The sequence below is a fragment of the Pseudooceanicola marinus genome (genome assembly GCF_002786295.1).
In the GTDB taxonomy this organism is placed as follows: Bacteria; Pseudomonadota; Alphaproteobacteria; order Rhodobacterales; family Rhodobacteraceae; genus Pseudooceanicola; species Pseudooceanicola marinus.
In genome coordinates, this window is the sequence record NZ_PGTC01000009.1 from 256,396 (window position 1) to 282,970 (window position 26,575).

The 26,575-nt window shown below is 68.2% G+C and carries 15 protein-coding genes; 11 read left to right on the top strand and 4 right to left on the bottom strand.

Going from position 1 to position 26,575, the window contains the following annotated elements; translation table 11 throughout:
• Nucleotides 1-116: 116 nt before the first annotated feature.
• Nucleotides 117-4,286: a translocation/assembly module TamB domain-containing protein gene (locus CVM50_RS02430; protein WP_085886288.1), complete on the bottom strand. Its 4,170-nt coding sequence runs from the start codon at nt 4,284-4,286 to the stop codon at nt 117-119.
• Entirely contained in the window at nt 4,286-6,148 is a 1,863-nt protein-coding gene (locus CVM50_RS02435) for an autotransporter assembly complex protein TamA (RefSeq protein WP_085886287.1), read from the bottom strand. The genes CVM50_RS02430 and CVM50_RS02435 overlap by 1 nt, the downstream gene beginning before the upstream one ends.
• 430 nt (nt 6,149-6,578) lie before the next feature.
• Between CVM50_RS02435 and CVM50_RS02440 the strand changes: the two genes are divergently transcribed.
• The 3 genes from CVM50_RS02440 (at nt 6,579) to CVM50_RS02450 (ending at nt 14,099) form a co-directional block, all read left to right on the top strand.
• Entirely contained in the window at nt 6,579-9,965 is a 3,387-nt protein-coding gene (locus CVM50_RS02440) for a hypothetical protein (protein ID WP_085886286.1), read from the top strand.
• Nucleotides 9,966-10,092: 127 nt separating this feature from the next.
• Complete coding sequence (locus tag CVM50_RS02445; protein WP_159457044.1) at nt 10,093-12,660, top strand: caspase family protein; 2,568 nt, start codon at nt 10,093-10,095, stop codon at nt 12,658-12,660.
• An 80-nt stretch (nt 12,661-12,740) separates the two neighbouring features.
• Nucleotides 12,741-14,099: a hypothetical protein gene (locus CVM50_RS02450; RefSeq protein WP_143515548.1), complete on the top strand. Its 1,359-nt coding sequence runs from the start codon at nt 12,741-12,743 to the stop codon at nt 14,097-14,099.
• A gap of 68 nt (nt 14,100-14,167) precedes the next feature.
• On the opposite strand, the gene CVM50_RS02455 is transcribed toward CVM50_RS02450, so the two are convergent.
• Nucleotides 14,168-15,400 carry a ferredoxin reductase family protein gene (locus CVM50_RS02455; RefSeq protein ID WP_085886283.1) on the bottom strand — a complete coding sequence of 411 codons (1,233 nt, stop codon included), beginning with the start codon at nt 15,398-15,400 and terminating at the stop codon, nt 14,168-14,170.
• A gap of 27 nt (nt 15,401-15,427) precedes the next feature.
• The gene (locus tag CVM50_RS02460; RefSeq protein WP_085886282.1) at nt 15,428-15,940 is read right to left on the bottom strand and encodes an isochorismatase family protein; all 513 of its coding nucleotides are present in this window, start codon (nt 15,938-15,940) and stop codon (nt 15,428-15,430) included.
• A 519-nt stretch (nt 15,941-16,459) separates the two neighbouring features.
• Between CVM50_RS02460 and CVM50_RS02465 the strand changes: the two genes are divergently transcribed.
• The 8 genes from CVM50_RS02465 (at nt 16,460) to urtD (ending at nt 26,574) form a co-directional block, all read left to right on the top strand.
• Nucleotides 16,460-17,887, top strand: a complete 1,428-nt coding sequence (locus tag CVM50_RS02465; RefSeq protein WP_085886281.1) for a circularly permuted type 2 ATP-grasp protein — start codon at nt 16,460-16,462, stop codon at nt 17,885-17,887.
• A 5-nt stretch (nt 17,888-17,892) separates the two neighbouring features.
• Nucleotides 17,893-18,834: an alpha-E domain-containing protein gene (locus CVM50_RS02470; RefSeq protein ID WP_085886280.1), complete on the top strand. Its 942-nt coding sequence runs from the start codon at nt 17,893-17,895 to the stop codon at nt 18,832-18,834.
• Nucleotides 18,835-18,838: 4 nt separating this feature from the next.
• Nucleotides 18,839-19,645, top strand: coding sequence for a transglutaminase family protein (locus CVM50_RS02475; protein ID WP_085886279.1), 807 nt, complete (start codon nt 18,839-18,841; stop codon nt 19,643-19,645).
• A 52-nt stretch (nt 19,646-19,697) separates the two neighbouring features.
• Nucleotides 19,698-20,468, top strand: a complete 771-nt coding sequence (locus CVM50_RS02480) for a proteasome-type protease (RefSeq protein ID WP_085886278.1) — start codon at nt 19,698-19,700, stop codon at nt 20,466-20,468.
• A gap of 526 nt (nt 20,469-20,994) precedes the next feature.
• Nucleotides 20,995-22,257, top strand: coding sequence for an urea ABC transporter substrate-binding protein (urtA, locus tag CVM50_RS02485; protein ID WP_408634036.1), 1,263 nt, complete (start codon nt 20,995-20,997; stop codon nt 22,255-22,257).
• Between the two features lie 112 nt (nt 22,258-22,369).
• Nucleotides 22,370-24,367: an urea ABC transporter permease subunit UrtB gene (gene urtB / locus CVM50_RS02490; RefSeq protein ID WP_085886276.1), complete on the top strand. Its 1,998-nt coding sequence runs from the start codon at nt 22,370-22,372 to the stop codon at nt 24,365-24,367.
• 240 nt (nt 24,368-24,607) lie between these two features.
• On the top strand, nt 24,608-25,837 hold the full coding sequence (gene urtC / locus CVM50_RS02495) for an urea ABC transporter permease subunit UrtC (RefSeq protein WP_085886275.1): 1,230 nt from the start codon (nt 24,608-24,610) through the stop codon (nt 25,835-25,837).
• Nucleotides 25,834-26,574, top strand: a complete 741-nt coding sequence (gene urtD, locus CVM50_RS02500) for an urea ABC transporter ATP-binding protein UrtD (protein WP_085886274.1) — start codon at nt 25,834-25,836, stop codon at nt 26,572-26,574. The genes urtC and urtD overlap by 4 nt, the downstream gene beginning before the upstream one ends.
• Nucleotide 26,575: the final 1 nt, after the last annotated feature.

A 26,575-nucleotide genomic window follows, 5' to 3' on the forward strand; every position in this document is an offset into this window, starting at 1 on the left:
TTCCCCCCGGGATATTTTTGGCCAACAAATGGAGAGATGGGGGAGGCGCATGATGGGGAGCGGCGCGCCCGGGGGACCGGGCCGCCGTTTCGTTGTCGAACCCGGGCGTGAGGGGATCAGTAATCCTTCTCGAAGAAGACGCCCAGCCCGGTGCCGCCGTCGGTATCGACGGAGCCCTTGGCGCGGATGTTGTCCGTCAGGTCGAGGTTGATCGACAGAGAGGTCTCGCCCTCTGCCGTGACCTCGGTTTCCGTGTAGACGTTTTCCGACAGATACTTGCCCGCGGTGAGCGAGGCCGAGCCATCGGAGTCGGTCGCCACGTCCAGGTTGTCCAGCCCGGTGCTTTCGCGCAGGCGACCCAGGACGCCGCCACCGCCTTGGCCGGTCAGCGTGGCGACTGCGGCGGCCAGCTGGGCGGCCTGCACCGCCGACAGCTCCGACAGGGGCCGGTCGAAGAAGAGGCGCGACAGGATCTCGTCCTCGGGCAAGCCGGGGTTGGAGGAGAAGGTGATTTCCGGTTCCGACGCCGTGCCGGAGATTCCGATCTGGTAGACGTAGCTGCCCGATTGCGAGGTGGCGACGAAGCGCAGGATCGGCTCGAAGCCGCCCGCCAGGCGCAGCTCGCCTTCCGACAGGTCGAGGCGCTTGGTGAGGATCGACAGGCGGCCGCGCACCAGCTCGAACTGTCCCACGGGGCGCGGATCGGAGGTGGTGCCGCCGACCGTCAGGTCGCCGCGCAGCTCGGCGTCGAGGCCGCGGCCGCGAATGAAGACCGAGCCGTCGGTGATCACCCGGATGTCGAGGCCGAGGCCCCGCGATCCGCCGCTGCCGGAGGAGACGACCGAGGCGCCATCGCCCGAGCCGGTCAGCCCGGCCCGGTCGCGCGTGATGCGGCTCGCGGCAGGCTCGGCCACATGGGTCATCTCGGGGATGGCTTCCTGGCCGCCGAAACCGCCGGAGGGCACGCGCACCTCGGTGTCCGTCAGGCCGATGCGGCCGGAGATCGCGCCATTGCCGGTCAGCGGGCCGGAGACGTCCAGCGTTCCGTTCAGCGTCGTCGTCAGCAGGCCCGCCTGGGTAAAGATCACCCCGTCGATGCCGACGTCGAGGCCCGCGGTATAGGGCGCCGAGAGGGCGAGCGGGCCGGAGACGGTGAGCCGGCCACCCTCGGCGGGGCGTGCCGACAGGTCGAGCCGCGCCTGGCCGCCGGACAGCTGCACGCTGCCCGAGATCCCCTCGATCACCTGGCTGAGGCTGGGGGCGATCAGGCGCCCGTCCGACAGGGTGATCTGGCCGGAGACCGACGAAAGTGCCGGCTGGCCCGCGACCGAAAGATCGAACCGCGCCAGCCCCGCGACGGAGCGCGGCGCGACGAAGGGATTGGCCAGGCCGAGCGGGGCCGAGCCGCGCAGGGTGATGTCGACGGAGCCGTCAGGCCGCGCCACCAGACCCGACAGGGTCGCGTCGGAGCCGGCGGGGCCCGTCGCCTGGGCCGCGACCCGCAGCGCGCCGTCGGGGCCGGGGGCCACGTTGCCGGTGATTTCCAGCGGGCCGGAGAAACCGTCGGCCAGCCGTGCGACGTTGTCGAGGCCGGCGGAGAAATCCATCTCGATCTCGCTGCCCGCCACGGTGCCCGAGGCGGAGGCATCCAGCGCGGTCGAGGCGACCTGCGCGGTCTCCACGGTCAGGACACCGTCGGGGGCCAGTGACAACAGGGCCGAAAGCGTCGTGTCACCCGCGAAAAGCGCGTCGATCTGCGGGTTGCCGATGCCGATGTTGCGCCCCTCACCACGCGCGTCGATCCGGTAGGCGCCCCTGTCGTCGGCGCTGACGTTGGCCGTCAGCTCCAACGGGCCGGCGGAGGCGCCCAGGGGGGCGGCGGAGTTGGGCAGCGTCAGGGCCAGGTCCAGCGCGGTGTCGGCGCCGGCAACGAGGCCCGAGGCGGTCAGGTCCAGCCCGCCCGCGTCCAGATCGGCGCGGCTGACGGTGATCCTTTCGCCGGCGAGGGTCACATCCGCGTCCAGCCGCGTCGGGCCGGTCAGCAGGGCGTCCACCGCCTCGATGCCGGTGCCGATGCGGTCGCCGCCACCCGAAAGCGTGGCGCGCAGGGCCTCGCCCTCGCTGGTCAGGCGGCCCGACAGCTCCAGCGGGCCGGCAGTGCCGCCGGTGAAGGTGGCGGAATTCGCCAGCCAGGCGCCGAAGTCCAGCGCCATCTCGCTGTCCGCGCCGGCCAGCGGCCCGGAGGCGGTCAGGCGCAGGGCGTCGTTCTCGATCCGGGCGCGGTCGATGCGCGGGGCGCCGTCGCCGGGCAGGGTCACCAGCGCGTCCAGCGACAGGCCCGAGGACAGCAGGTCGTCCAGCGCCTCGATCCCGAGGGCCAGGCGGTCGCCGCCGCCCTGGGCGGTCAGGGTCATCGCTTCGGGCGTCTGGGTAATGGCGCCCGCAACGGCGAAGGGCGCGGGATCGCCCGCAGCGCCCGTCAGCAGGTTGGCATCCGTCAGCGACAGCTCATAGGTGATCTGGCCATCGTCGGAGGCCAGTCGGCCCTCGCCGGTCAGGGACATCTCGTCGGTGCCGATGGTCAGTTCCGACAGGGTGATGCCGGTCTCATCGCGGGTCAGGTCCAGCGCCAGCGTCGCAGGGGAAGCCAGCAGGGCGTCGGCCTGGGGGATGCCGGTGGCCAGGTTCTCGCCCGTGCCCTCGGCGGTGATGCGCCCGGTGCCGGCGGGCAGCTGAATGTCGGCGGTGACCGACAGATCGGCCTGGCCAGCCAGCTCCAACCCGGTGAGGGAGGCGAAGGCCGCCAGATCCGCGACCTCGGCACCAGCCTCGACGGTCAGCCCGGCCTGTTCGCCCGCCTCGGTGGTGCCGTCATAGCGCGCCGCGCCGGTCAGACGCAGGGCGGGGCCTTCGACCACCAGGTTCTCGATGCTGACCGGGCCTTCGCCAAAGGTGATGTCGGCGGCGCCGGTGATGCGGTTGCCCAGGGCCTCGGCCACGGCGGGATCCTCGGCGGAGAGGCCCGAGGCCTCTAGCGCCAGGGCCAGGTCGCTGGCGCGACCCTGGCGCAGCGGGCCCGAAAGGCTCAGCGACAGGGTGTCGGCGGAGAAGCCGGTGGCGCGTGCGGCACTGGCATCCAACCGCGCCTCCATCTGGTTGGAATTGTCCCGGTCGAAGGTGGCGGTCAGTTCGCCCGAGGCCAACGAGAGGCCGTCGCCCATGGGCAGATCCAGCCGGTCGGAGCCGTCGGGCGCGGCCATCAGGCCCCGCAGGTCGAAGCTCTGCGGGCTGCCCTCGGCGTCCAGCGCCAGTCGCCCTTCGAGGTTCACCGAGGCCGAGCGAAGGCGGAACAGTTGCAGGTCCAGCGCGCCGTCAGCCGCGGCCGTGCCGGTGGCCGTCAGGCCGATGTCGGCCCCCAGGAACTCGCGGTAGTCGGGCGCCAGCAGGGCGGTCAGGTCGCCGCCCAGATCGGCGGTGAATTCGCGCCCGCCATCGTCGCGGCCGCGCAGGGCCACCTGGCCGGTCAGCCGTTCCTCGCCATCGGTCAGCAGCAGCAGGTTCGCGTCGTAGTCGTCCAGAGGGCCGGCGCCGGCAACGGTCAGTTCGACCGAGGGGGTGCCCGGCAGCCCCATGAGGGAGGCCACCAGCCCGCCCTGGGGTTCGGAGGCGCTGATGTCCACCGCCAGGCGTTCGTCCTCGGGGGCGTAGTCGGCGGAGATGGCGATCTGGCCGGGCCGGTCGAGGCGGTTGATCGCCAGGTCCGTGGCCAGCGCGCCGCCGGCTAGGCTGGCCGAGCCGTTCAGCGACAGTTCCGCGGCCTGGCCCACCACGGCCTCTCGCATGTCGAAACGGCCGATCGACAGCTCGCCGATGTCGATGGCGACCGGCAGGTCGGGAATGGCAAAGCCCGAGGCCTCGGGCGAGGGGGGGGTAGGCTCGCTTTCGGGCAGGCGGGTCAGGGTGATGCTGTCCGCCGACAGGGTGTTCACGTCCAGCCGTCCGCGCAGCAGCGCGGAGCGGTTCCAGTCCAGCGTGGCGCCTTCCAGGTCCAGCCAGATGCCGTCCTCATCCGCGATGGTCAGGCGCTGCATCGTGGCCTGCGACGACAGCGCGCCCTCGAAGCCGGTGATGTCCACCGTCATGCCGTCCGAGGACAGCGCGTTCTGCAGGGTGCGGGTCAGGAAACCCTCGCCGTCGTCATCGGCCGAAGGGGTCTGCTGAGCCGCGGCGGGCGTCAGGGCGAGGGCGGCGCAGGTGGCCAGCGCAAGGGAGCGGGAAAAACGCATCAGAAGCTCTGTCCAATTCCGACATAGACCGAAACCGAATCCACCGAGCCGGTGACCGGCACGGCGAGATCGGCGCGGATCGGCCCGATGGAGGTGAAGTAGCGCACGCCGACACCGGCGCCGCCCTGCCATTCGCCGCCCGCGAAATCGGGATCGGCGGAGACATATCCGTAATCGACGAAGGCCGCCGCGCCCCAGCTTTCGCCGATCCGCGTGCGTAGCTCGGTCGAGACGGCGGCGAAGCCGCGCCCGCCGGTGGCGGTGTTGCCTGACCCGACGCCCAGCGACTGATAGCCCTGGCCGCGCACCGTGTCGCCGCCGCCCGACCAGAACAGCCAGTCTGCGGGCACCTCCTCGATCTCCGGGCCGGCGACCACGCCCATCTGAAGCCGTGCCGCCAGCACGAAGCGTCCCTCGGCAAAGCCGCGGTAGCCGCGCAGGTCGGCGGTGCCCAGTACGCCGCTTTCGGTATCCGACACCCCGAGGAAGGGCATCGCCGTCACCTCGGCATAGGCGCCGTCGGTGGGGTTGGTGCTGTTGTCGCGGTTGTCCCAGGTCAGCCCGCCGGTCAGCAGCAGGTGGGTGAAGTCGCGGGTGCCGTTGGCATCCTCGGTTTCCGAGATGCGGAAGCCCAGCTCGTAGTTGGCCGACAAGGTCTCGGTCAGGTAGCGGTCGACGCCCACCGAGGCCTCGGCGAAGGTCGAGATGTAGTTCGGCTCATCCTCGCGCGCCAGGTCGAGGCCGAAGATCAGGCTGCGGTCCGGGCTGAGGAAGGCGGGGTAGGTGTAGGTGGCGCCCAGGGCATAGTCGATGCCGCCGGTCTCACCGCCGATGCCTGCCACCTCTGCGTCGAAGCGCAGCCGGTCGGCGGCGCCGGAGATATTGCGGTGCAGCCAGTAGCCCGACAGGGTCAGCCCGTCGGTAGTGGCGTATTCGATGCCGGCGCCCAGGCGGCGGGGCTTGGCGTCCTCCACCTCCAGCGTCATCGGCAGGGTGTTGTTGGGCCCGATCTCCTCGGCCTCCGTCACCACGGCGCTGGCGAAGGCGCCGGCGGTGCGCAGGCGGGACTCGGCGCGGTCGATCTCGGAGGGCGCATAGACCTCTCCCTCGGGGAGGCCCGCGATGGCGCGGATGCGCTCGGGGCGGACCGCGCTCATCCGTGCGGTTTCCGACAGCAGGGTCGGGCCGAAGGTCAGCCGGGGACCCGGGGCGATGGTGAAGGCCGCGTCGACGCGGCGGTCGGCGTGATCGGCGGTGATGCGTTGCTCGGTGATCTGGGCCTTGGCGTGGCCACGCTCGGCCCAGGCCGTGCGGCCCGCTTGGGCGGCCTGGCGCATGACGACGGTGCCGGCCGGGTCGCCGGTGGCGAAGCCCTCGGGCGGGCTGACGCCCTCGGGCAGGGGCGCGACGGATGTGGCGCCGAAGCTGAAACGCGGCCCGGGCGTCACGGAAATGTCGATCCGGTTCACCTGGGCGTCGCGGTCCAGCACCGACATCGAGGAGGCTTCGCGCCCGTCGATGCGGATAGAGATCGCGCCGGAAAAATAGCCATCCTCGTAAAGAGCGGCCAGCAGCCGGCGGTAGTCGGCCTGAGCCGCTGCGATCAGTTCCTGCGCGTCGGTGGTGCCTTCGTCCTCGGCCGAGACCGCAAGAGAGGCCGCGCGCATCCGGCCCTCCAGATCCTCGTCGCCTGCAACGCTGACAGAGACATCGGCCGCCGACAGCGGGCCGGGCAGGGGCAGCGTCAGGGTGGCGGCCCCTAATGTCGTGGCCCAGAGCGCGGCGCGCAGGGCGCTGCGGCGGCCGGACCGTTGGCGGCGGGACGAGGCAGGTGCGGGGGCAGCGGGGCAGCGAGGCGTCATCGGGCGCGGGGCCTTTCCTGTCGGCACGAGGCCGGTGGTCGTCATCGGCGACGCCCGACCGCGCCGGGGGCAGATCCCTGTCCCGCGCAGGATTGAACGGCGGGACGGCGCAGAGAGAGCATCAGGGAGCAAGCTAGTTTGATTGAGGGTAAATGGCCAGCTTCAGAGGGGCTGGAAGGTGCGGTGAAAGCGGAAAATCGCGGTGGTGGCGAGAGCGGTCCTGACCACGCAACCCAGAGTGTTCGCTTCGCCGTAGCGCGGGTGCCACATCGGGTGCGAAGCGGGCCGCGCAGGGCGGGAATACCGGACTTGCGGCCCGAAAACCGGGCTGACGCAGGTGACAAAAGCCGTCAGGCCGGGAAAAGTTATCTCCGGGACGGCGCTTTTTCGCCTATCCTACCTCGGAGTACAGATTCTGACCGGTGCGATTATGCCAAAAGCAAGTTCTTCAGCCCGGCCCTTCTGGGTCATCGCCTGTCTCGGAGCCGCCCTGCCGGGTGGTGCCCTGGCCGAGCCCTTCGAGGCCGGCGCCTTCGACAGCTATCAGCCCGACATGGTTCGGGGCGAACGTTTGTTCCAGTTGGGCGCCTGCGCCTCCTGTCACCAGGATCCGGCCGCGGCGCTGGACCCGGCGGCGCCTCTTCTGGCGGGGGGGATGAAGATCGACAGCCCGAACTACGGCCTGATCTCCGTGCCCAATATCACCGGCAGCGCGGCGGGCCTCGGGGACTGGTCCCGGGCCGATTTCCTCAACGCGATGCTCTATGGCCTGTCGCCGGACGGGGGCGAGTATACGCCGCTCTTTCCCTATGAGTTCTATTCGGGGATGAAGCCCGAGCATGTGGTGGATCTGTTCGAATACCTGAAGGCCGAGGCGCCCAGGTCCGACCGGCCCAGCGAGGATCACGAGCTGACCCTGCGCTACCGGCTGAAACGGTCGAACCCCTGGCGCTATTCCTTTGAACCCGCGAGCTACGACGGCGCGGGCGACAGCCAGGCCGATCCGGTCGCCTGGGGGCAATACATTGTGGAAAACGTCGCCGCCTGCGGCAGTTGCCACACGCCGCGCAACTCGGCCTTCATCCTTCAGGAAGACCAGGCGCTGACCGGCGGGATTTCCGTGCTGGGCGAAGTCGCGGGCGACATCACGAAGGGGGCCGTCTCCGGCCTGGCGCCGGAAGATTTCGTGGCCCATGTGCTGGGCGATGGCATGGGGCTGGACCTGACGACGCCGGTCAAGGGGTCGATGGCGCGGGTCGCGGGGCAGCTTGGCCAGGCACCGGAAGAGCACCGGCAGGCGATCTTCCAGTACCTCGCGGACATGCCGGAGCTGCCGAAACCCGTGATCGAGATGGAATGCGCGGCGCCCACGCCGCTGGTGCAGACCGCCTCGCCGGACCTGACGGCGCGGGTCGATGCCTATTTCAATTCCGACTGCAAGGCCTGCCACGCGCGGGGGGGATCGGCGGCGGCCCAGGCCACGTTGGTCTCGGCCGCCAAGACCGCCGCCGACAGTTCGTTGGTGGTGCCGGGCGACCCGGGCGCCTCGGCCCTCTACAAGTCGCTGAACCGCATGCCCACGAGCCAGGCGGCGAGCGATGCCGACCGCGCGCTGATCGCCGACTGGATCGAAAGCCTGGCGGTCAACAAGGAGCTGCTGACGGCCGAGGTGAAGCCGCCGCCGCGTGACCCCAGCCGGATGCATGAGGGCTTTGCCGCCGAGTTTGCCGCCGTCCAGGGCCACCTGACCGCCCAGGATCAGCTGGACCGTCCCTTCCTGCGCTACTTCTCCTTCGGCCATCTGGAAAACGGCCAGCTGCCGTGCCAGTCGATGGACGACTTCCGCATGCAGCACCTGTCGGGCTACGTGGCGGCGCTGAACAAGATGGTGAACTCCCTGTCGTGGGAGCCGCGCATCACCCGGGTCGAACCGATCGCCGAAGGGGCCTCGATCTTCGTCATCGACATCCGCGATTTCGGTTGGACGCCCTTCCAGTGGGAAGTGCTGGTCTCCGGCCAGATCCCCGGGATCGAGACGGCGCGTCCCTATCCCTACGGCATGGACCCGCAGGGCCTGAACGCCGACCCCAACCTGAAGATGCTGGCCTCGGTCACCGGGACGCAGGTGCCGGTGATGCGCGGCGACTGGTTCGTGTCGAACGCCGGTCTGCCCTTCACCTACAAGTTCATGCTGGGTCTGCCCGATGATGTCGCCACGCTGGAGGCCACGCGCCTGCGCGTCGACCGCATCGCCGACATCCGCAATTTCGACGTGATGCGGGCGGGCTTCCTCGAAGGGGCCTCGGCGGTCAGCCAGAACAACCGCCTGATCGAGCGGCTGGAACAGCCCGCGGGCGGCTACTACTGGACCTCCTACGATTTCGACCGCGGTGTCGACCCGTCGCGGCGGCTGAAGGAAACGCCCCTGGGGCCGGCGGCGGCCTTCCCCAACTCGCCGCATTTCGAGGAAGACGGGGGCGAGATGATCTTCTCGCTGCCCAACGGGATGCAGGGCTACTACCTGACCGACCCGGCAGGGGGCTATCTGGACAAGGGGCCGACGGCGGTGGTCTTCCTGAAAGATCCCAGCCCGATCTACGGCACCACCATTTCTAATGGCAAGGCCTGCATGGTCTGCCATACGCGCGGCCCGATCGAGGCCTATGACAACCTGCGCGAGGCGGTGGAGGCGACCGGGGCCGATGCGCTGACCCTGATGGCGGTGCAGCGGCTGCATCCCGAGGACGACGTGCTGGAGGCGGCCTATGCCGAGGATACCGACCGCTACCTGACGGCCCTGTCGCGCGCCGGCGCCGACATGACGATCATGGAAGGGCCGGGCCGGTTCCACCCCGAACCCGTCACCCACACCGCCAGCGTCTATGCCGAGAACCTCGACCGCGACCTGCTGGCGGCGCAGTTCGGCCTGACCTGGGAGGCGTTCCAGCAACAGATCCTGTCCCTGCCGCGCCACAGCGAGGCCTTCGCCCGCGTCTCCGGCTGGCTGGCGGAGATCGACACCCGGGGCGAGGTGGAACGGCTGGATGTCGAACTGGCCTGGCAACAGGTGGCGGCGGGCCTCTACCTGACTTCGCCGCGTGGGCATCCGGGCGTCGACGCGCAGGAGATCCAGCAGCATCTGGCCGCCTATGTGCCGGGACATGCCGGCGCTGGCGCTGAGACTGGCACCGCCCCGGCCCAGCCGGTGCAGGCCGCCGCCCATGTGCCCGCGCCCGCGCCGAAACCCGTCGCGCAGGATCGCCAGACCGTCACCAGCGCCCCCGGCGCGGTGAAGGCGGGCCGCCCTGGCCTGACCATCAACGTGGCCAACCCGCACCTTAAGGTCTGCGAGGGCGTCAGCTTCACCGTGCAGACCGACCAGGCCTGCCTGCTGGACGTGATCTATCCCGACACCTCCGTCGGCAGCTTCTTCCGCCTCAGCCCGGCGGCCATCGGCAACCCGGTGCTGCAACCGGGCGAGGTGCGCCAGGTGCCCCAGCCGGGACGCGAACTGCAATCGCATACGCCGTCCACCGGCGTCGATATCGCGGTGAACTGCTACCCGGGCCTGACCAGCTATGACCAGCTGGGCACCGACCTGATGAAGACGCTGGAGGACTACCAGCGCAGGGCGCCGACCCAGACCAAGAACTTCTCCGAGGTGGTCAGCACCGTGACCGAACAGACCCTGGCGCCGGCCCGGGAGGGCCAGCGCGATCCGCTGGCGGCGTCCCAGGTGCCGATCACCTCGGTGCTGCGGTTCACCATCGCCGAGGACCGCTCGGCGCTGGATGCCAACGGATCCTGCCTGCCGTGAGGCGGCACGGGACGAAAACAAGCCTTTGCGGCGCTGCCGGTGGCACCGGCGACGCTCGTGCCATTTGCGCCCAGACGACCTGCCGCCGGTTCTGCCCCGGTGGTCCGAAGACCATGGAGAGAGACGGATGACCCCGCTGCCCGCCGCCCGCCGCCTTCTGATGCGGCCTGTCCTTGCCCTTGCGGCGCTGCTGCTGGCCCCCTTCGCCGCGCCCGCCCAGGCCCAGGATGTGGCCTTCAAGAACTTCTCGGAGGTGCGCGTCACCGGCCCCGTCACCCGCGAGGCCAGCGTCGACAATTACGCCCTGATCGTCTACAACTCGACCTACGACGACGATGCGATCAGCGACCTGGCGGTGACCGAGCTGGACGCAAAGGCGATGCAGAAGCTGTTCATCGACATGGGCTATCCCGAAGAGAACATCATGCTGGTCGGCGACGGCACCAAGCAGGAGATCGAGGACCAGGTCTATTTCTTCGCCGAGAAGCTGGATGCCGATAGCACCGTCGTCATCTACTACTCGGGCCACGGGATCACCTTCGAGGGCGATCCGTCGAACTACATCGTGCCGGTCAACATGACCGCCAGCGCGCCGGGCGCCGAACGGGCCACGCGCGAGGCCTTCTTCAAGCGCCGCGCGGTGAACTTCAATCGCGACATCCTGGGGGTGGTGAAGGCCGCGGGGCCGAAGGGCGTGGTGGTCTTCTACGATGCCTGTCGCAACTCGCCGCTGGCCTCCGCCGATCCCACCAAGGCCGTGGGCCAGGAACAGGGGTTCGTGCCGGCCAAGGTCGAGGGCACCGCGATCTTCTATTCCGCCCGCAACGGCGAGACCTCGCTGGCGGCCCTGTCGACGGACGATGACGTGCGCCTGTCGGTCTATACCCGCGTTCTGGTCACCCAGCTGTCGCGCAACCCCACCATCCGCCTGTCGGACCTGCACCGAGAGCTGCAATCCAGCGTCGCCCGCATGGCCCGCAACAAGCCCGGCGGGTCCCATTCACAGAACCCGGTGATGGAAAATGGCCTCGATTACTCGCGCTCTGAACGCAACGAGTTCTGCCTGGCAGTGGCCAATATCAACGGCGCCCCGGGCTGCACCGGGCCGGGCGGCGTGCCCGCGCCGATCGCCCCGGGGGCGCTGGATGCGGTCTGCACCTCGGCGCCCATTCGCGGCGCGATCGACGCCATTGCCACCATCGAACAGGCCCGGGCCGAGCGCGACCGTTACATCCAGTGCGATGACCTACGCGAGCAGATCAACGCCCGCATCGCCACGCTGGCCTGGGAGGAGACCAAGGCCGAGAACACCTGCGCCGCCTACCGCGCCTATCTGACCTTCCACGAGGGCAGCGCCCATACCGAGGCCGCCCGCGCCGCCGAGGCAGAGGCCTGCCGCCAGATGACCCGGGAGGAGATCAACGCCCATGTCGTGCGCTGTGAAACCACCGCCGCGCGGCTCGGCTCCGTCTTCTCCACCGTCGACGCCGCCACCCTGGCCGAGGCCGACCAGAGCTGCGCCATTGCCGCCACCGCCGATACGGTGGACGGTCGGGCGATTGCCTTCAGCCGGGCCCTGATCCTGCTGGAGCAGGGGGAACAGGCGCGCGGGCTGGACGCGTTGAAGTTTGCCGCCGGCACCGTGCCCCGCGCGGCGCTGAAGCTGGGCGACGTGTTGTCTTCGCCCGAGATCCCGCTGCCGCAGCGCGACCTGAACGAGGCGCTTTTCTGGTACGAACGGGCCGCCAACTCCTCCACCATCTCCTCCGAGGACCAGCGCCGGGCGCTGTTCCGGGTGATCGAGCTGCAGAACGAGATGGGCAATCCGGCGGCGGCGATGGATGCCTATGCCCTGCTGATCAACCGCGCCAGCGAGGCGCGCCAGGTCATGGCCCACCTGCGCCAGTTCCCAGAAGGGCAGGCGGGCAAGCTCTCACCCTCGGACGTCTACGAGATCCTGTTCTTCCGCTTCCAGGACGGCAACCTGGCCTACCAGATCGGCGAGGCCTGGGAGACCGGCGTGCATGGCGGGCAGAACCTGGAACAGGCGCGGATCTGGTACACCCGCGCGCAGGAACGCGGCAACATGCGCGCCCAGGCGGCGCTGGAGCGGGTCGGCGCGGGCGGCGGTGGCGCGGTGGACGCCGAAAGCCTCTGGTCCGAGCTGATCTCCTGCCTGCAACAGGCGGAGCAGTCCCTCAGCGAGGAAAGCAAGCTGGAGAAGGGGGTGGACTGCACCGACAGCTGGCTGACCCGCGCAGGCCGTGACGACCACCGCCGACCGGAGGTCGAGGAACACCGCGAGACCCTGCAGATGGATCTGGCGGCCATTGCCCGCCCGGCCAGCGGCGGGGGCAGCCTCGACCAGTTCCGCCAGTCCTCCGACCCCTGGGACGGGCGCAACGGCAGCTATGCCGGCCAGCGCGGCTATACCGACAACGGGCGCCGCAGCCCCTCGGTGGAATGCAAGAAACGCTATGATTTCACCGCCGAGGTGGACAATGGCACGATCACCTTCTGGTCCGATGGGCGGACCTTCACCGGCCAGATCGACCTTGCCGGCAATATCTCCCTGGATCGCAACGGCCTCAGCCCTAGGTCGCGCACCGATTTCTGGATCCAGGGGCATGTCGGCAATGCGGCGATGTACTCTGGCTATTGCGGCAACGGCTATTTCCGCCTGAGCGGGTATTGAGGCGCGCCGATGACGCGGCCCAAGAACTGCCCTCCAGGCGCTTGGAGGGCAGCCAGACAGCAGAAAGCGAGACGACCCAGATGACCCCGTCCAAGGATTCGGCCCGGCCTCTCCCTTCGTCGCGACGCCGGTTTGGCCCGGCGGCCCTGGCGTGCCGCCTTTCCGTTCTGTCGGCCCTGGGCCCGACCGCCAGCGCCATGGTGCTGCCCCTGGCGCTGGCCGCAGGCGTGCCTGCCTGGGACATGGCCCGCGCGCAGGCGGCTGGCGCCGCCTCGCTCGTGCCGCTGACCTCGGCGGGGGAGACGCCCGCCGTCCTGCGTCCCGTGGCCCGGCCCGCCGAATTGGTCGGGACCCCGGCCTCTGCCACCACCAGCCTGGCCGCGGCCGCCGTGGAGGCCCCCGATCCCGAAAGCCGCAGCCTGGCGCGCTCGGTCATGGGCGTGCTCTCGACCACCACCGCGCCCGGGCGTGACGGTGTGGTGGCCGCAGCCCTGGCCGTCGAAAGCGCCCTGAACCCCGTGGCCGAGGGGGTGTCCCCCGCCGAAGCCGTCGCCGCCGTGACGCCGCTGCGCCCCCGCGCCCGGCCCGAGGGGCTGGCCGCCACGCCGGCCGCCTGGTTCAGCAAGCCCGATGCGCCCTGCCTGCCGGCGGCGGGCTTTCCGGATCCGGACGTGCGCCGCAACCTGGCCAGTTTCCAGGCCGATGCCGGCCTCTGCCTGTCCCGCGCGGGCTTCACCGAACATGGCCGCACCTGGCAGCTGACCGTGGTGCGCAACCTCTCGGCCCGGCGCGGGCCGGTCTGGGCGGTACTTCATGACAATGAAAACGCGGCCTTCGACAGCGCGCTTTACGCCGTGCGACGCTACGGTGGCGCGCTGGTCGCGGTGGAAGCCGGCGAAAGCCGCACCTTCCAGGGGCAGGACCCGAACCGCAACTTCTCCCTCTCCGCCTCCAGGGCGGCAACCTGTCGGGACATCTCGGCCAAGCCCACACCTGGCTTCACACGCGCGATCACCAGCTTCTTCTCCGACCGTTACCCGGTTCTGACGCTGCACAACAACGACGAGGGCTATTCCGGCGCGGGCGGGCGCGGGCATATCTCGGCCCGGCGCAGCTCAGCCTCGATGACGGGAATGATGACGCCCATGCCGCAGGGCGCCCTGTCGGACGAGGACAACGCGATCCTGCTGGCCGACACGCGCCCCTTTGCGCAGAGCCCAGCCTCGCGCAAGGCGACGGCGGCCTTCCATGCCCAAGGGGTCAACGTGATCTACGAACACGTCCGGCCGGAGCGGAACGATTGCTCCTTCTCCTTCTTCACCCGGATGAACGGGCTGGGGGACTACTACAATATCGAGGCGCAGTTCGGTGCGGGCGAGGCGCAGCGGCGGATGGTCGATGTGCTGATGGCCTACCTGGGGATCGCACCGTTGCGCTAGGGTGCCCCACGCCACGGCCCCGCTCGATGCGGGGACGGGGCGTCCCTCCGGTGTCGCCGGGCGGGGGATCAGAACTCGAAATACTCGAAATGCAGTTTGCGGCCGAAGCGTTTGCGCAGGGCGTCGCGCACCATTGGCGGGCCGCAGAAGAGGACGGCGCGCAGGTCCGCAGGCGTTTCTTCGGGGGCTTGCCAGCGGCCCTTCTCCTTCGAGGGATGCAGGGTGAAGGAGAAGTTGGGCACCCGCGCCGCTGCCGCCTCCAGCTCATCCAGGGCCAGGGCCTCGTCCCGGGTGCGGACCAGATAGACCATCTCCACCTCGCCCTTCAGATCCTCGGGCAGGGAGCGGACGAAGCTGAGGAAGGGCGTCACCCCGATCCCGGCGGCGATCCACAGCTGGCGCCCGTCGCGGGCGGGGTAGCGGAAGTGGCCATAGGGCCCTTCGACGGTCAGCCGGTCGCCCGGTTGCAGGTCGGGCAGCCGCCCGGTGAAATCGCCCAGAGCCTTGATGTTGAACTGCAGCTCTCCGTCACGGCCTTCGCCGCCGGAAATGGAGAAGGGATGCGCCTCGCGCAGGCCGGCGCGGTTGGCGCGGATATAGGCGAATTGCCCGGCGCGGTGTTTGAGCGGTCGTCCCAGGGGGCGGGCACGGATGCCAGTCACGTCGCCCAGGCGTGTGACCTCGACCACCTCGTACTTGCGCGCGCAGATCATCCGCCAGGCGAAGCTGACGATCCACAGCAGCGCACAGATCGCGCCGAGCGCGGCAAAACCTTCGGCCAGGGTTTGGTAGGTCACCGGCATCTTCATGTTGAAGGCCAGGTGGAAGGTGGCCGCGCCGAAGGGCAGCAGCATCAGGTAGTGCGTCCGCTTCCACCAGTGATAGGGCAGGCCGTGGCCGCGGATCTTCACCCGGCGCAGGGCGCTGACCAGACCCAGCACGATCAGCCAGTTGAAGGCCAGCTCACCCCCCTCGATCGCCGCCTTGCAGCTGTCGTCGCAGGGGTAGAGGCGCCCGGAGAAGTCCGGCGGGCCGATCCAGTGCAGCGCGGCGGCGATCAGCGCCAGGTAGCCGAACTGCCGGTGTTGTAGGAACATCTTGTCCATCCCGCCGAAGGCCCGTTCGATGGGCCGCACCCGGGCGCCCAGCAGGATGTTCAGCGCCATGGCGGCGTAGGTCACCAGCCCGGCATAGACCGCCCCGATGGCGTCCAGGTCGCCGGTGGGGTTCACCGCCAGAAGCACGGCGCCGACGATCAGCACCAGCATGATCTGCGGCAGCAGCCGCCTTGCCCAATCCATTGCCTGAAATCCCCCGGCGTCGCTGCGTCAATATCCGTCGCTCACCGGGCATGTCGGTCCGGTGCGAGGGCAGGATAGGCGGACAGTCGCTGATCGCGCAAAGCTTTTCCGGCCCGGGTGCTGCACCTGGAGCCCGTCAAAGCGCAGCGGCGCGGCGCCCTGCAATCGCCAGGCCGGGGCCGTTTCCCCCGACTTCAGGCGGCAGGCGGTGTCGCAGCCCGCCCCGCCATAGAGCCGGTTTGCCAGGGTGATGAAGCCGGTCTCGTGCATGTGGCGGCTGTCCGACCCGCAGGCATCCTTGACCAGCAGCACCCGGTATCCGGCCGCCACCGCATCGCGGCAGCTGGCGGCGACGCAGGCCTCGGTCCACACGCCGCAGATCACCACCCATTCGGGCGCCGTTCCGGTGACGGCCGCGCGGTAGCCCTCGTCGGTGAAGCAGGTAGTGTCCCGGGTGGTGGTGTAGGAGGCCGCGCGCGGAGCCGGGGGCGGAAAAGGCGGGCGTGCCTCAGGGCAGGCATGGCCCGGGACAGGGCGCAAGCGGCTGGTGGGGCAGGGCGGGCATTGTCATGGGCGGCGGTTCCTCTGGAGGCGTGCGGTCAGGCTGGCCGGTGCCGCGCTGCAGTGCTGCGCCGGATACCCCATCAGGCGGGCGGGACACGGCGCGTTTCGGATGCTCTGTCAGGACCTTGCCGTGGCGTCCGGCGGCCTCGCGCCCCGGCGCGCTTGCCCAAACCCTTGACCTTTGATGCCAAAACGCGCCTCCTTGGATCAACCGCATGGCTGGTGGGAGTGATGAGGCGCGACAGACCCACAGGACCGGAGCCAACCGGGCCGGGGGACGAGCGCCCGAGAATTGGGCACAGGCCCGGATTTTCACCGACCCGCAGACGACATGCGGTGATCCGCCCCTCGCTTCGCCTCCGGGGCTCTGCGAGGATCGGGGTCCGGACGCCGCGGCTAGAACCGTGGCGCCGGGGTCGGGTGAGAGTGACGGTTGGCTGGCCCGCCTGCCGCATCTGGGTGCCGTGACAGGGACAGCAAGGGCTGAGGGAGACCATGACCGACAATCGGTTCTTTGACGAGATGCTGACCGGCGCCGGCGATGCGCGGGTCCCCTATTCCGAATACGCCAAGTGGTTTTCCGGCGAGGACCCCAAGGTCCTGCTGAAGAAATCCAACGAGGCCGAGACGTTCTTTCGACGCATCGGGATCACCTTCAATGTCTATGGCCAGAAGGAGGCGCAGGAACGCCTGATCCCCTTCGACATCGTGCCCCGGATCATCGCCGCCCGCGAATGGCGCCTGCTGGAGAAGGGCATCGAACAGCGGGTGCGGGCGCTGAACGCCTTCCTGGCCGACATCTATCACCGGCAGGAGATCATCAAGTCCGGACGCCTGCCGGAGCATATCATCTCCCGCAATGACGCCTTCCTGCCGCAGATGGTGGGCATGACGCCCCCGGGTGGGGTCTATACCCATATCGTCGGCACCGACCTGGTGCGCACCGGCGAGAACGAATTCTACGTGCTGGAAGACAACGCCCGCACGCCCTCGGGCGTCTCCTACATGCTGGAGAACCGGGAAACGATGCTGCAGATGTTCCCCGAGCTCTTCACCAAGATGAAGGTGCGGCCCGTCTCCGGCTATCCGGCCGAGCTGCGCCGGTCGCTGTCGGAATGCGCGCCGCCCAACTTCGACCGCGCGAAGCCGCGGGTGGCGGTGCTGACGCCCGGCATCCACAATTCGGCCTACTTCGAGCACAGCTTCCTGGCGGACCAGATGGGCGCCGAACTGGTCGAGGCGGGCGATCTGCGGGTCGTGGACGGCAAGGTGCAGATGCGCACGACCATGGGCTACAAGCCGATCGACGTGATCTATCGCCGTGTCGACGACGATTTCCTCGATCCGCTGTCGTTCAACCCCGACAGCATGCTGGGCGTGCCGGGCATCATGGATGTCTACCGCGCCGGCAACATCACCATCGCCAACGCCCCCGGCACCGGGATCGCCGACGACAAGGCGCTGTATTCCTACATGCCCGACATCGTCGAATTCTACACCGGAGAGAAGGCCATCCTGAAGAACGTGCCGACCTGGCGCTGCTCGGAACCCGACAGCCTGCAGTACGTGCTGGATAACCTGAATGAGCTGGTGGTGAAGGAGGTGCATGGCTCCGGCGGCTACGGCATGCTGGTCGGACCCGCGGCCTCGAAGAAGGAACTGGCGGAGTTCGGCGCCAAGCTGCGCGCCAAGCCCGACAACTACGTGGCCCAGCCGACGCTGGCGCTGTCGACCGTGCCGATCATGACCAAGAAGGGGCTGGCGCCGCGCCACGTGGACCTGCGGCCCTATGTGCTGGTGGCGCCCGGACGGGTGCATATCACGCCCGGTGGGCTGACCCGCGTGGCGCTGAAGGAAGGCTCGCTGGTGGTGAATTCCAGCCAGGGCGGCGGCACCAAAGATACCTGGGTTCTGGGGGACTGACGACAATGCTGGGACGGACCGCAGGCGGACTCTTCTGGATGTTCCGCTATCTCGAACGCAGCGAAAACACCGCGCGTCTTCTGGAAACCGGCTTTCGCATGGCGCTGACCGTGCAGGACAATGCCGAAAGCGAATGGGAAAGCATCGTCACCACCGCCGGCGCGCGGGAGGAGTTCCTGGAGAAATACGAGGACTTCGACCAGGCCAGCGTGACCAACTTCCTGTTGCGCGACCGCGACAACCCCTCGTCGGTGATGTCCTGCATCGAGGCGGCGCGATCCAACGGGCGGATGGTGCGCACGGCGCTGTCGACCGAGGTCTGGGAGGCCGTGAACGAGGCCTGGATGATCCTCAAGGAAGAGCTGAAACGACCTGTTTCGGTGAAGAACCTGGCGGAGATCCTGACCACGATCCGCCAGCATTCCAGCCTGGTGCGCGGCGCGCTGCACGGCACGATGCTGCGCAATGACATCTTCGATTTCTGCCGCCTGGGCACTTTCATCGAGCGGGCCGACAACACGGCGCGGATCCTCGATGTGAAATACTACGTCCTGCTGCCCTCGGCGGCGCATGTGGGCTCTCGCATGGACAACATCCAGTGGGAGACGATCCTGCGCTCCGTCTCTGCCTTCCGCAGCTATCGCTGGCTGCACGAGGGCGAGGTCAGCCCCAACACGATCGCCGACTTCCTGATCCTGGACCGGCGGATGCCGCGCAGCCTGGCCTTCTGCTATTCCAAGATCGTGGGCAACCTGAACTACCTCAACGGGCCGGATGCGCCCGAATTGCCCTGCCTGCGGATGGCGACCCAGACCCATGCCCGGCTGTCGGGGCGCAACATCGACCGGGTGATCGACGACGGGCTGCACGAGTTCCTGAAGGTGGCGATCAGCGAGACCGGGCGACTGGGCAGCCAGATCCAGGAAGATTTCAGGTTCTACGGGTGACATCATGCGGCTGAAGATTTCCCACACCACCACCTACGCCTACGACCGTCCGGTCGACTACGCCCTGTTGCAGCTGCGCCTGACACCGCGCGGCGGGGTCGCGGGGCAGAACGTGCTATCGTGGTCGACGCGCTACGAGGGCGCCACCCTGCAGGTCGCCTACGAGGACCACTTCCGCAACGCGGTCGAGATGGTCCAGATGGACGACGGCAGCCAGAGCGTCAGCATCCACTGCTCGGGCGAGATCGAGACCGAGGACCGCACCGGCGTGGTCGGCCCCGGCTGCGGGCTGGCGCCGCTCTGGCTCTACCGTCAGCCGACCAAGGCCACCACCGCCGGCCCGGTGATCCGCAAGCTGGCCGCTGGCGCCAAGGACACCCTGGCGGAGAACGCGCTGTCGGGCGTGCACGACCTGTCGGATCGCGTGGCCGAGGCCGTGTCCTATGCCAAGGGCACCACCCATGTTGCCACCTCCGCCGAGGAGGCCGCCAGTGCGGGGCAGGGGGTCTGCCAGGACCACGCGCAAATCCTGATTTCCGCCGCCCGCCACTTGGGCCTGCCGGCGCGCTACGTCTCGGGCTACCTGCTGCTGTCGGACCGGATCGACCAGGAGGCCGCCCACGGCTGGGCCGAGGTCTGGCTGGAGGGGCTGGGATGGGTCGGTTTCGACGTCTCCAACGCCATCTGCCCCGATGATCGCTACGTACGTGTGGCCGTCGGTCGCGACTATTCCGAGGCGGCCCCGGTGCACGGGCTGCGCCAGGGCGGCGCCTCGGAAGAGCTTTGCGTTTCCTTGCAGGTTCAGCAATAGAGTGACGCTGCCCGATTCCCTCGCGGGCCTGCTATCGGAGCTTTGACGCCAGATGACCTATTGCGTTGCCCTGCAACTGGATCGTGGCCTGCTGTTCATGTCGGACACGCGGACCAACTCCGGCGTCGACAACATCTCCACCTTCCGCAAGATGGTGCACTTCGAGGTGCCGGGGGAACGCTGCATCACGCTGATGACGGCGGGCAACCTGGCCACCACCCAGGCGGTGGTCAGCCTGTTGCAGGAACGCTCCAAGAGCCCCGACGAACGCAGCCCCGACATCCTCCAACTGCCGACCATGTTCCAGGTCGCCGGGTTGATCGGGCAGACCCTGCGCGAGGTGATCTCGCGCCATGACGACAACGGGCAGAAGGCCAGCTCGACCTTCTCTGCCACCATCCTGCTGGGGGGGCAGATCGCCGGGGGAGAACCGCGGATCTACCTGATCTACCCCGAGGGCAATTTCATCGAAGCCTCTGCCGACACACCGTTTTTCCAGATCGGAGAGACCAAGTACGGCCGCCCGATCCTGGTGCGCGCCTATGAGGCCGACATGTCCTTCGAAGATGCGATGAAGCTGGTTCTGGTCAGTTTCGACAGCACCATTAAGGCCAACCTTTCGGTCGCCCTGCCGCTGGATTACCACGTCTACGAGGCCGACAGCCTGCACCTTGGCCGCACGGGCCGGATCGAGGCCGACGATCCCTATTTCCAGGACATCTCCTCCGGTTGGGGCGTGGCCCTGCGCGATGCCTTTGCTGCGCTGCCCGAGTTCAGTTTCGAGGACAGTGCCGCGCCGCATGAGGACACCGGCGGCGCCTGAGCCGGCCCCTCGTCCGACACCTTCCGCTGTCTGACCCGTTGCGCGTCCCCGCCATCAGCGGGGCGGAGGCAGGCCGGAATAGCCTCGAAGCCGCATCCGCCCCCTGTTCAGCAGCGCTGTCCCGGGGGAGACGCGACACGGGCTGACGCAGCGACATCTTCACATGGAAGGCCGGCGCCCTCGTTGGGTGACTGTTTTCAGGGCATTCGCGGCAAAACCTGCATGTTAAATGTGCAATTGCCCGCGAGGCCCGGGCTTTCACGCGGTCACTTGGCCGTGAATGTAGGAAAAAACTGCCGAACCGGCGTTCATCGAAACGCGCCGCGCAAGACGGCGTGAAAGCAAAATGTGCGGTGGCTTCCAATCTGGCGGTTCGGTCACCATCGCACGGAGAAGCAACTTTTATAAAAAGTCGCTCGGGGAGATATAGGACGGTTAGCCCGCGGTTCCAACCGTGGCCGATCCCCTGTGCCCGAGGCGGCACCATGAAGGGGAATACCATCCAATGTCGCATTTCAAGAAAATGATGCTGAGCGCGACCGCGGCCACGGCCCTGATGTCGGGCGCGGCGATGGCGCAGGACGACACGATCAAGGTCGGCATCCTGCACTCGCTTTCCGGCACGATGGCGATCTCGGAAACCACGCTGAAGGACACCATGCTGATGCTCATCGAGCAGCAGAACGCCAAGGGCGGCGTCATGGGCAAGCAGCTGGAAGCGGTGGTTGTCGATCCTGCCTCCGACTGGCCGCTCTTCGCCGAAAAGGCGCGCGAGCTGCTGACCGTGTCCGATGTCGACGTGATATTCGGCTGCTGGACCTCCGTCAGCCGCAAATCCGTCCTGCCGGTGATCGAGGAACTGAACGGCCTGCTGTTCTACCCGGTCCAGTACGAGGGCGAGGAAAGCTCCTACAACGTGTTCTACACCGGCGCCGCGCCGAACCAGCAGGCGATCCCGGCCACGGATTACTACCTGGAGGAACTGGGCGTCGAGAAGTTCGCCCTGCTGGGCACCGACTACGTCTATCCCCGCACCACCAACAACATTCTCGAATCCTACCTGATGGACAAGGGGATCGCGGAGGAAGACATCTTCGTCAACTACACCCCCTTCGGCCATTCCGACTGGTCCAAGATCGTGTCGGACGTCGTGGCCCTGGGCGCTGACGGCAAGAAGGTCGGCGTGATCTCGACCATCAACGGCGACGCCAACGTGGGCTTCTACAAGGAACTGGCCGCGCAGGGCGTCTCGGCCGAGGATATCCCCGTTGTCGCCTTCTCCGTGGGCGAAGAGGAACTGTCGGGCTTCGACACCTCTGAGCTGGTCGGCCACCTGGCCGCCTGGAACTACTTCCAGTCCGCCGACACCGCTGAGAACGAAGAGTTCATCGCCGCGTGGAAGGACTTCGCCGGTGAGGACCGCGTGACCAACGACCCGATGGAAGCCCATTACATCGGCTTCAACATGTGGGCGAACGCGGTCGAGGAATCGGGCACCACCGATGTCGACACGGTGATCGAGGCGATGGTCGGCCAGACCTTCCCGAACCTCACCGGCGGCACCGCGGAAATGCTGCCGAACCACCACCTGACCAAGCCGGTGCTGATCGGTGAGATCCTCGAAGACGGCCAGTTCGACATCATCTCGGAAACCGATCCGGTGCCGGGCGACGCCTGGACCGACTTCCTGCCGGAATCCGCGGTGCTGACCTCCGACTGGCCGGGCCTCGACTGCGGTATGTACAACACCGAGACCGAAACCTGCGTGCAGAAACAATCCAACTACTGATCTGACCCCGAACGTCCCGGGCGGAACTTCTTCGCCCGGGTGGTCCGGGCGGGCCGGCACCCTCCTCCCTGCCGTCCCGCCCGGCTCGCTGACCTTCCGCCGCAGGACCAAAATGCCCAAACGTCTCATTCAGGTTGTCGCGACGCTGCTGATCGCGTGTGCCGCCTTCGTCCTGCCGGTGCCGTCGGCCCTGGCCCAGACTGACAGCGCCGAGGACGCCGCCTCGCTCCAGCCGATCCTGCAGGAGCAGGCGGAGCTTTTCCTCGACAGCTCCCGCCGTACGATCCAGCCCGCCATCGACGCCGTGGCCGCATCCGGCCTGCCGCAGGCGCCGGATTTCCTGGTCGCCTGGGCGGAGCGCGAGATCTGGGTGAACGAGGCCGACCTGACCTTCTACCGCGTGACCCGTGACGACGACCGCATCTATCACCTCTTCGACGTCGATACCGGCGCCGAGGTGATGACGCTGGAGGACGACGATGGCTACGAGGACCTGCGCCCAAATTCCGGCATCCGGGGCCTGATCGGGGCCGCGCTGGTGCGCTTCCAGCTGGAGGATCCCGATCCGGCCATCCGCGCCGAGGCGCTGGACAGCATCGACCGCAACGGCGAGGCCAGCCACCTTGGCCCCCTGCGCGCCTCCATCGACAGTGAGACGGACCAGGGCCTGCGCGCCCGCAAGGAACAGCTGCTGACCCTGCTGACCATCGGCTATGCCGACGACAAGGTCGACCGGATCGCGGCCATCGAAAGCGTCGCGGGCAACCTGGATGTTGCGGTGCGCGCGGCGTTGAACCCGCTGGTCGCCACCACCCGCAGCGCGGCCACGGATCTGCCCGAGGGCCGCAACATCGCCCGAGAGCTGCGTCCCGGCTCCGAGGCGCTCCCCCGCACCGAAGCCTACCAGTTGCTGGTCGACGAGGGGCTGGCGCCGCCGCTGGTCTCCTCCGACGATCTGCGCAGCACCCTGGCCGATCATATCGAGGACGGCGCCGTGGCCGGCGTTCCGCTCTCCGAACTCTCGAATCCGGCCGCCCGCGATCGGGCCTTCGACGCGCTGGTGGCCGAGGGGCTGGTGGAGCCGGCGGCGACCGAGGCCGACATCGACAGCTCCCTGGCCGATCATGTCTTCTATGAAACCTATGCCGAAGCCGATGCCGAGGTGACCGGCGCCGCCAATGCCGCGCTGGCCTCGATCTCGCGCATGGTGGCGCTGAACCAGGTGTTGGACCTGGCGCTGGATGCGTTGTCGCTCGGTTCGATCTACTTCCTGGCGGCCATCGGCCTGGCCATCACCTTCGGCGTGATGGGGGTCATCAACATGGCCCATGGCGAGTTCATCATGATGGGCGCCTATACCGGCTACGTGCTGCAACAGGTGATCCCCGATTATACCGTGTCGATCCTCGTCGCGATCCCTACGGCCTTCGCGGTGACCTTCGCCGCCGGCGTCGCCATGGAGCGGCTGGTGATCCGCTGGCTCTACTCCCGCCCGCTGGAAACCCTGCTGGCCACCTTCGGCGTCTCCATCGCGCTGCAACAGCTGGCCAAGAACATCTTCGGCACCCAGGCCCGCCCGCTGACCTCGCCCGACTGGCTGAACGGATCCTGGGTGATGAACGACATCGTCGGCATCAGCTACATCCGCATCGCCATCTTCGTGCTGGCGCTGATCTTCCTCGCTCTCTTCCTCTTCATGATGAAGAAGACGCGCCTTGGCCTGGAAACCCGCGCGGTGACCCAGAATCCGAAGATGGCCGCCTCCATGGGGATCAACCCCGACCGGGTGAACATGCTGACCTTCGGCCTGGGCTCCGGCATCGCCGGCATCGCGGGCGTCGCCATCGGGCTCTATGCTCAGGTCACCTCGGAAATCGGCCAGCAGTACATCGTGCAGAGCTTCATGACCGTGGTCGTGGGCGGTGTCGGCAACATCTGGGGCACGCTTCTGGGCGCCACGATGATCGGCTTCCTGCAGAAGGGGATCGAGTGGGTCTACCCGTCCAACACCCTGGCGGCCCAGACCTACATGATCGTCTTCATCATCATCTTCATCCAGTTCCGCCCCCGCGGCATCATCGCCCTCAAGGGCCGCGCAGCCGGAGATTGACCCCCATGTTCCAGTACCACCCCCCCGCCAATCTCGACCGCCCGCCGCTGCCCGTCATCGACGGCGGCCGCCCGGACAATGATGAGGAGGGCAGCTCGTGATCTCCCTCACCACCCCTTTGGCGGGCCTGATCTTCGCGCCCCTCCCTGTTCATCCGACGGCCGGAAATACTCCGGGGTGCGGCGCCCCCGGCGCCGGGGGGCAGCGCCCCCCCGCGACCCCCGCGACGGAGGCCCCCGCATGAGACAGAGCTTCATCGCCCGCAACCCGTCGGTCCTGATCTTCCTCGCCTGCCTCGCGGTCTTCACCCTCGCGGTGACGCTGATGTCGCACGCGCTCGGCGCCGAGATGATCTCGACCTCCTTCATCAAGACGCTGGGCCGCACCCTCTGCCTCTGCCTCGTGGCCATCGCCATGGATCTGGTCTGGGGCTACTGCGGGATCCTGTCGCTCGGCCATTTTGCCTTCTTCGGGCTGGGCGGCTACATGATCGGCATGTGGCTGATGTACGCCCGGACCGAGATCATCGTGGCCGAAAGCCTGGCCAATGCCGCCATACCACCCACGCCGGATGAGGTGCGCGATGCCATCGGCAGCCAGATCTTCGGCGTCGTCGGCAGCTCGGACTTCCCCGCGATCTGGGCCTTCGCCCATTCCCTGCCGCTGCAACTGGCGCTGGTGGTGCTGGTGCCGGGGCTGCTGGCGCTGGTGTTCGGCTGGCTGGCCTTCCGCTCGCGCGTCACCGGCGTCTATCTGTCGATCCTGACCCAGGCGATGACCCTGGCCCTGTCGCTCTACCTCTTCCAGAACGAAAGCGGGCTGCGCGGCAACAATGGCCTGTCGGGTCTGCAGAACCTGCCGGGCGTGGAGGCGGGGCAGGACTGGATCTCCCTGTGGTTCCTCTGGGCCTCCGCGCTGGCGCTCGGCCTGGGCTATGTGCTCTGCGCCTGGGTGGTCTCGGGCAAATTCGGCTCGGTAGTGCGCGGCATCCGCGATGACGAGGCACGGGTGCGCTTCCTCGGCTACTCGGTCGAGGGCTACAAGCTCTTCATCTTCACCTTCACGGCCATCATCGCCGCCGTGGCCGGCGCCCTCTACTACCCGCAGGCGGGCATCATCAACCCGGGCGAAGTGGCGCCCATTGCCTCGATCTACTTGGCGGTCTGGGTCGCCATCGGCGGGCGCGGGCGGCTCTACGGCGCGGTGATCGGCGCGGCGGTGGTCAGCCTCGTCTCAACCTGGTTCACCGGCGGCATGGTGCCCTCGATCCCGCTGGGGGTCTACACCGTCGACTGGGTGGACTGGTGGCTGGTCCTGCTGGGCCTCAGCTTCGTTCTGGTCACGCTCTTTGCGCCCAAGGGCATCGGCGGGCTGGTCGATCTGGTCTCGGCCCGCGTGGCCCCTGATCGCCACGGCGCCGACTACGGCCCCGACAAGGGCGCCCTGCGCGAAGAGGAGGGCCGGAAATGAGCGCGCTTCTAGAAGTCTCCGGCGTCTCCGTCAGCTTCGACGGGTTCAAGGCGATCAACAACCTCAGCTTCTCTATCGGTGAGGCGGAGCTGCGCGCCATCATCGGCCCCAATGGGGCCGGCAAGACCACCTTCATGGATATCGTCACCGGCAAGACGAAACCGGATGAGGGCAAGGTGCTGTGGGGGGAGCTGTCGCGCAACCTGCTGAAGATGCGGGAATCGAAGATCGCCCAGGCCGGGCTGGGGCGGAAATTCCAGCGTCCCACGGTCTTCGAGGACCAGTCGGTCTTCGACAACCTGCTGATGGCGCTGAAGAACCCGCGCGGCGCCTTCGCCTGCCTCTTCTACCGCCCGACCCGCGCCGACCGCGCCCGGGTGGGCGAACTGGCCGAAGAGGTGGGCCTGGCCGCCTTCCTGTCGCGCACCTCTGGTGAGCTGTCGCACGGACAGAAGCAATGGCTGGAGATCGGCATGCTGCTGGCGCAGGAGCCGCGCCTGATGCTGGTCGACGAACCCGCCGCCGGCATGACGCTGGCGGAACGCGAACATACGACTGACCTGCTGGTGTCGCTGGCCAGGACCCGCGCCGTGGTGGTTGTGGAACATGACATGGAATTCGTCCGCCGCCTCGGTTGCAAGGTGACCGTACTGCACGAGGGATCGGTGCTGGCCGAAGGCTCTATCGATCATGTCACCGCCGACCCGCGGGTCATCGAAGTTTACCTGGGGCGCTGAG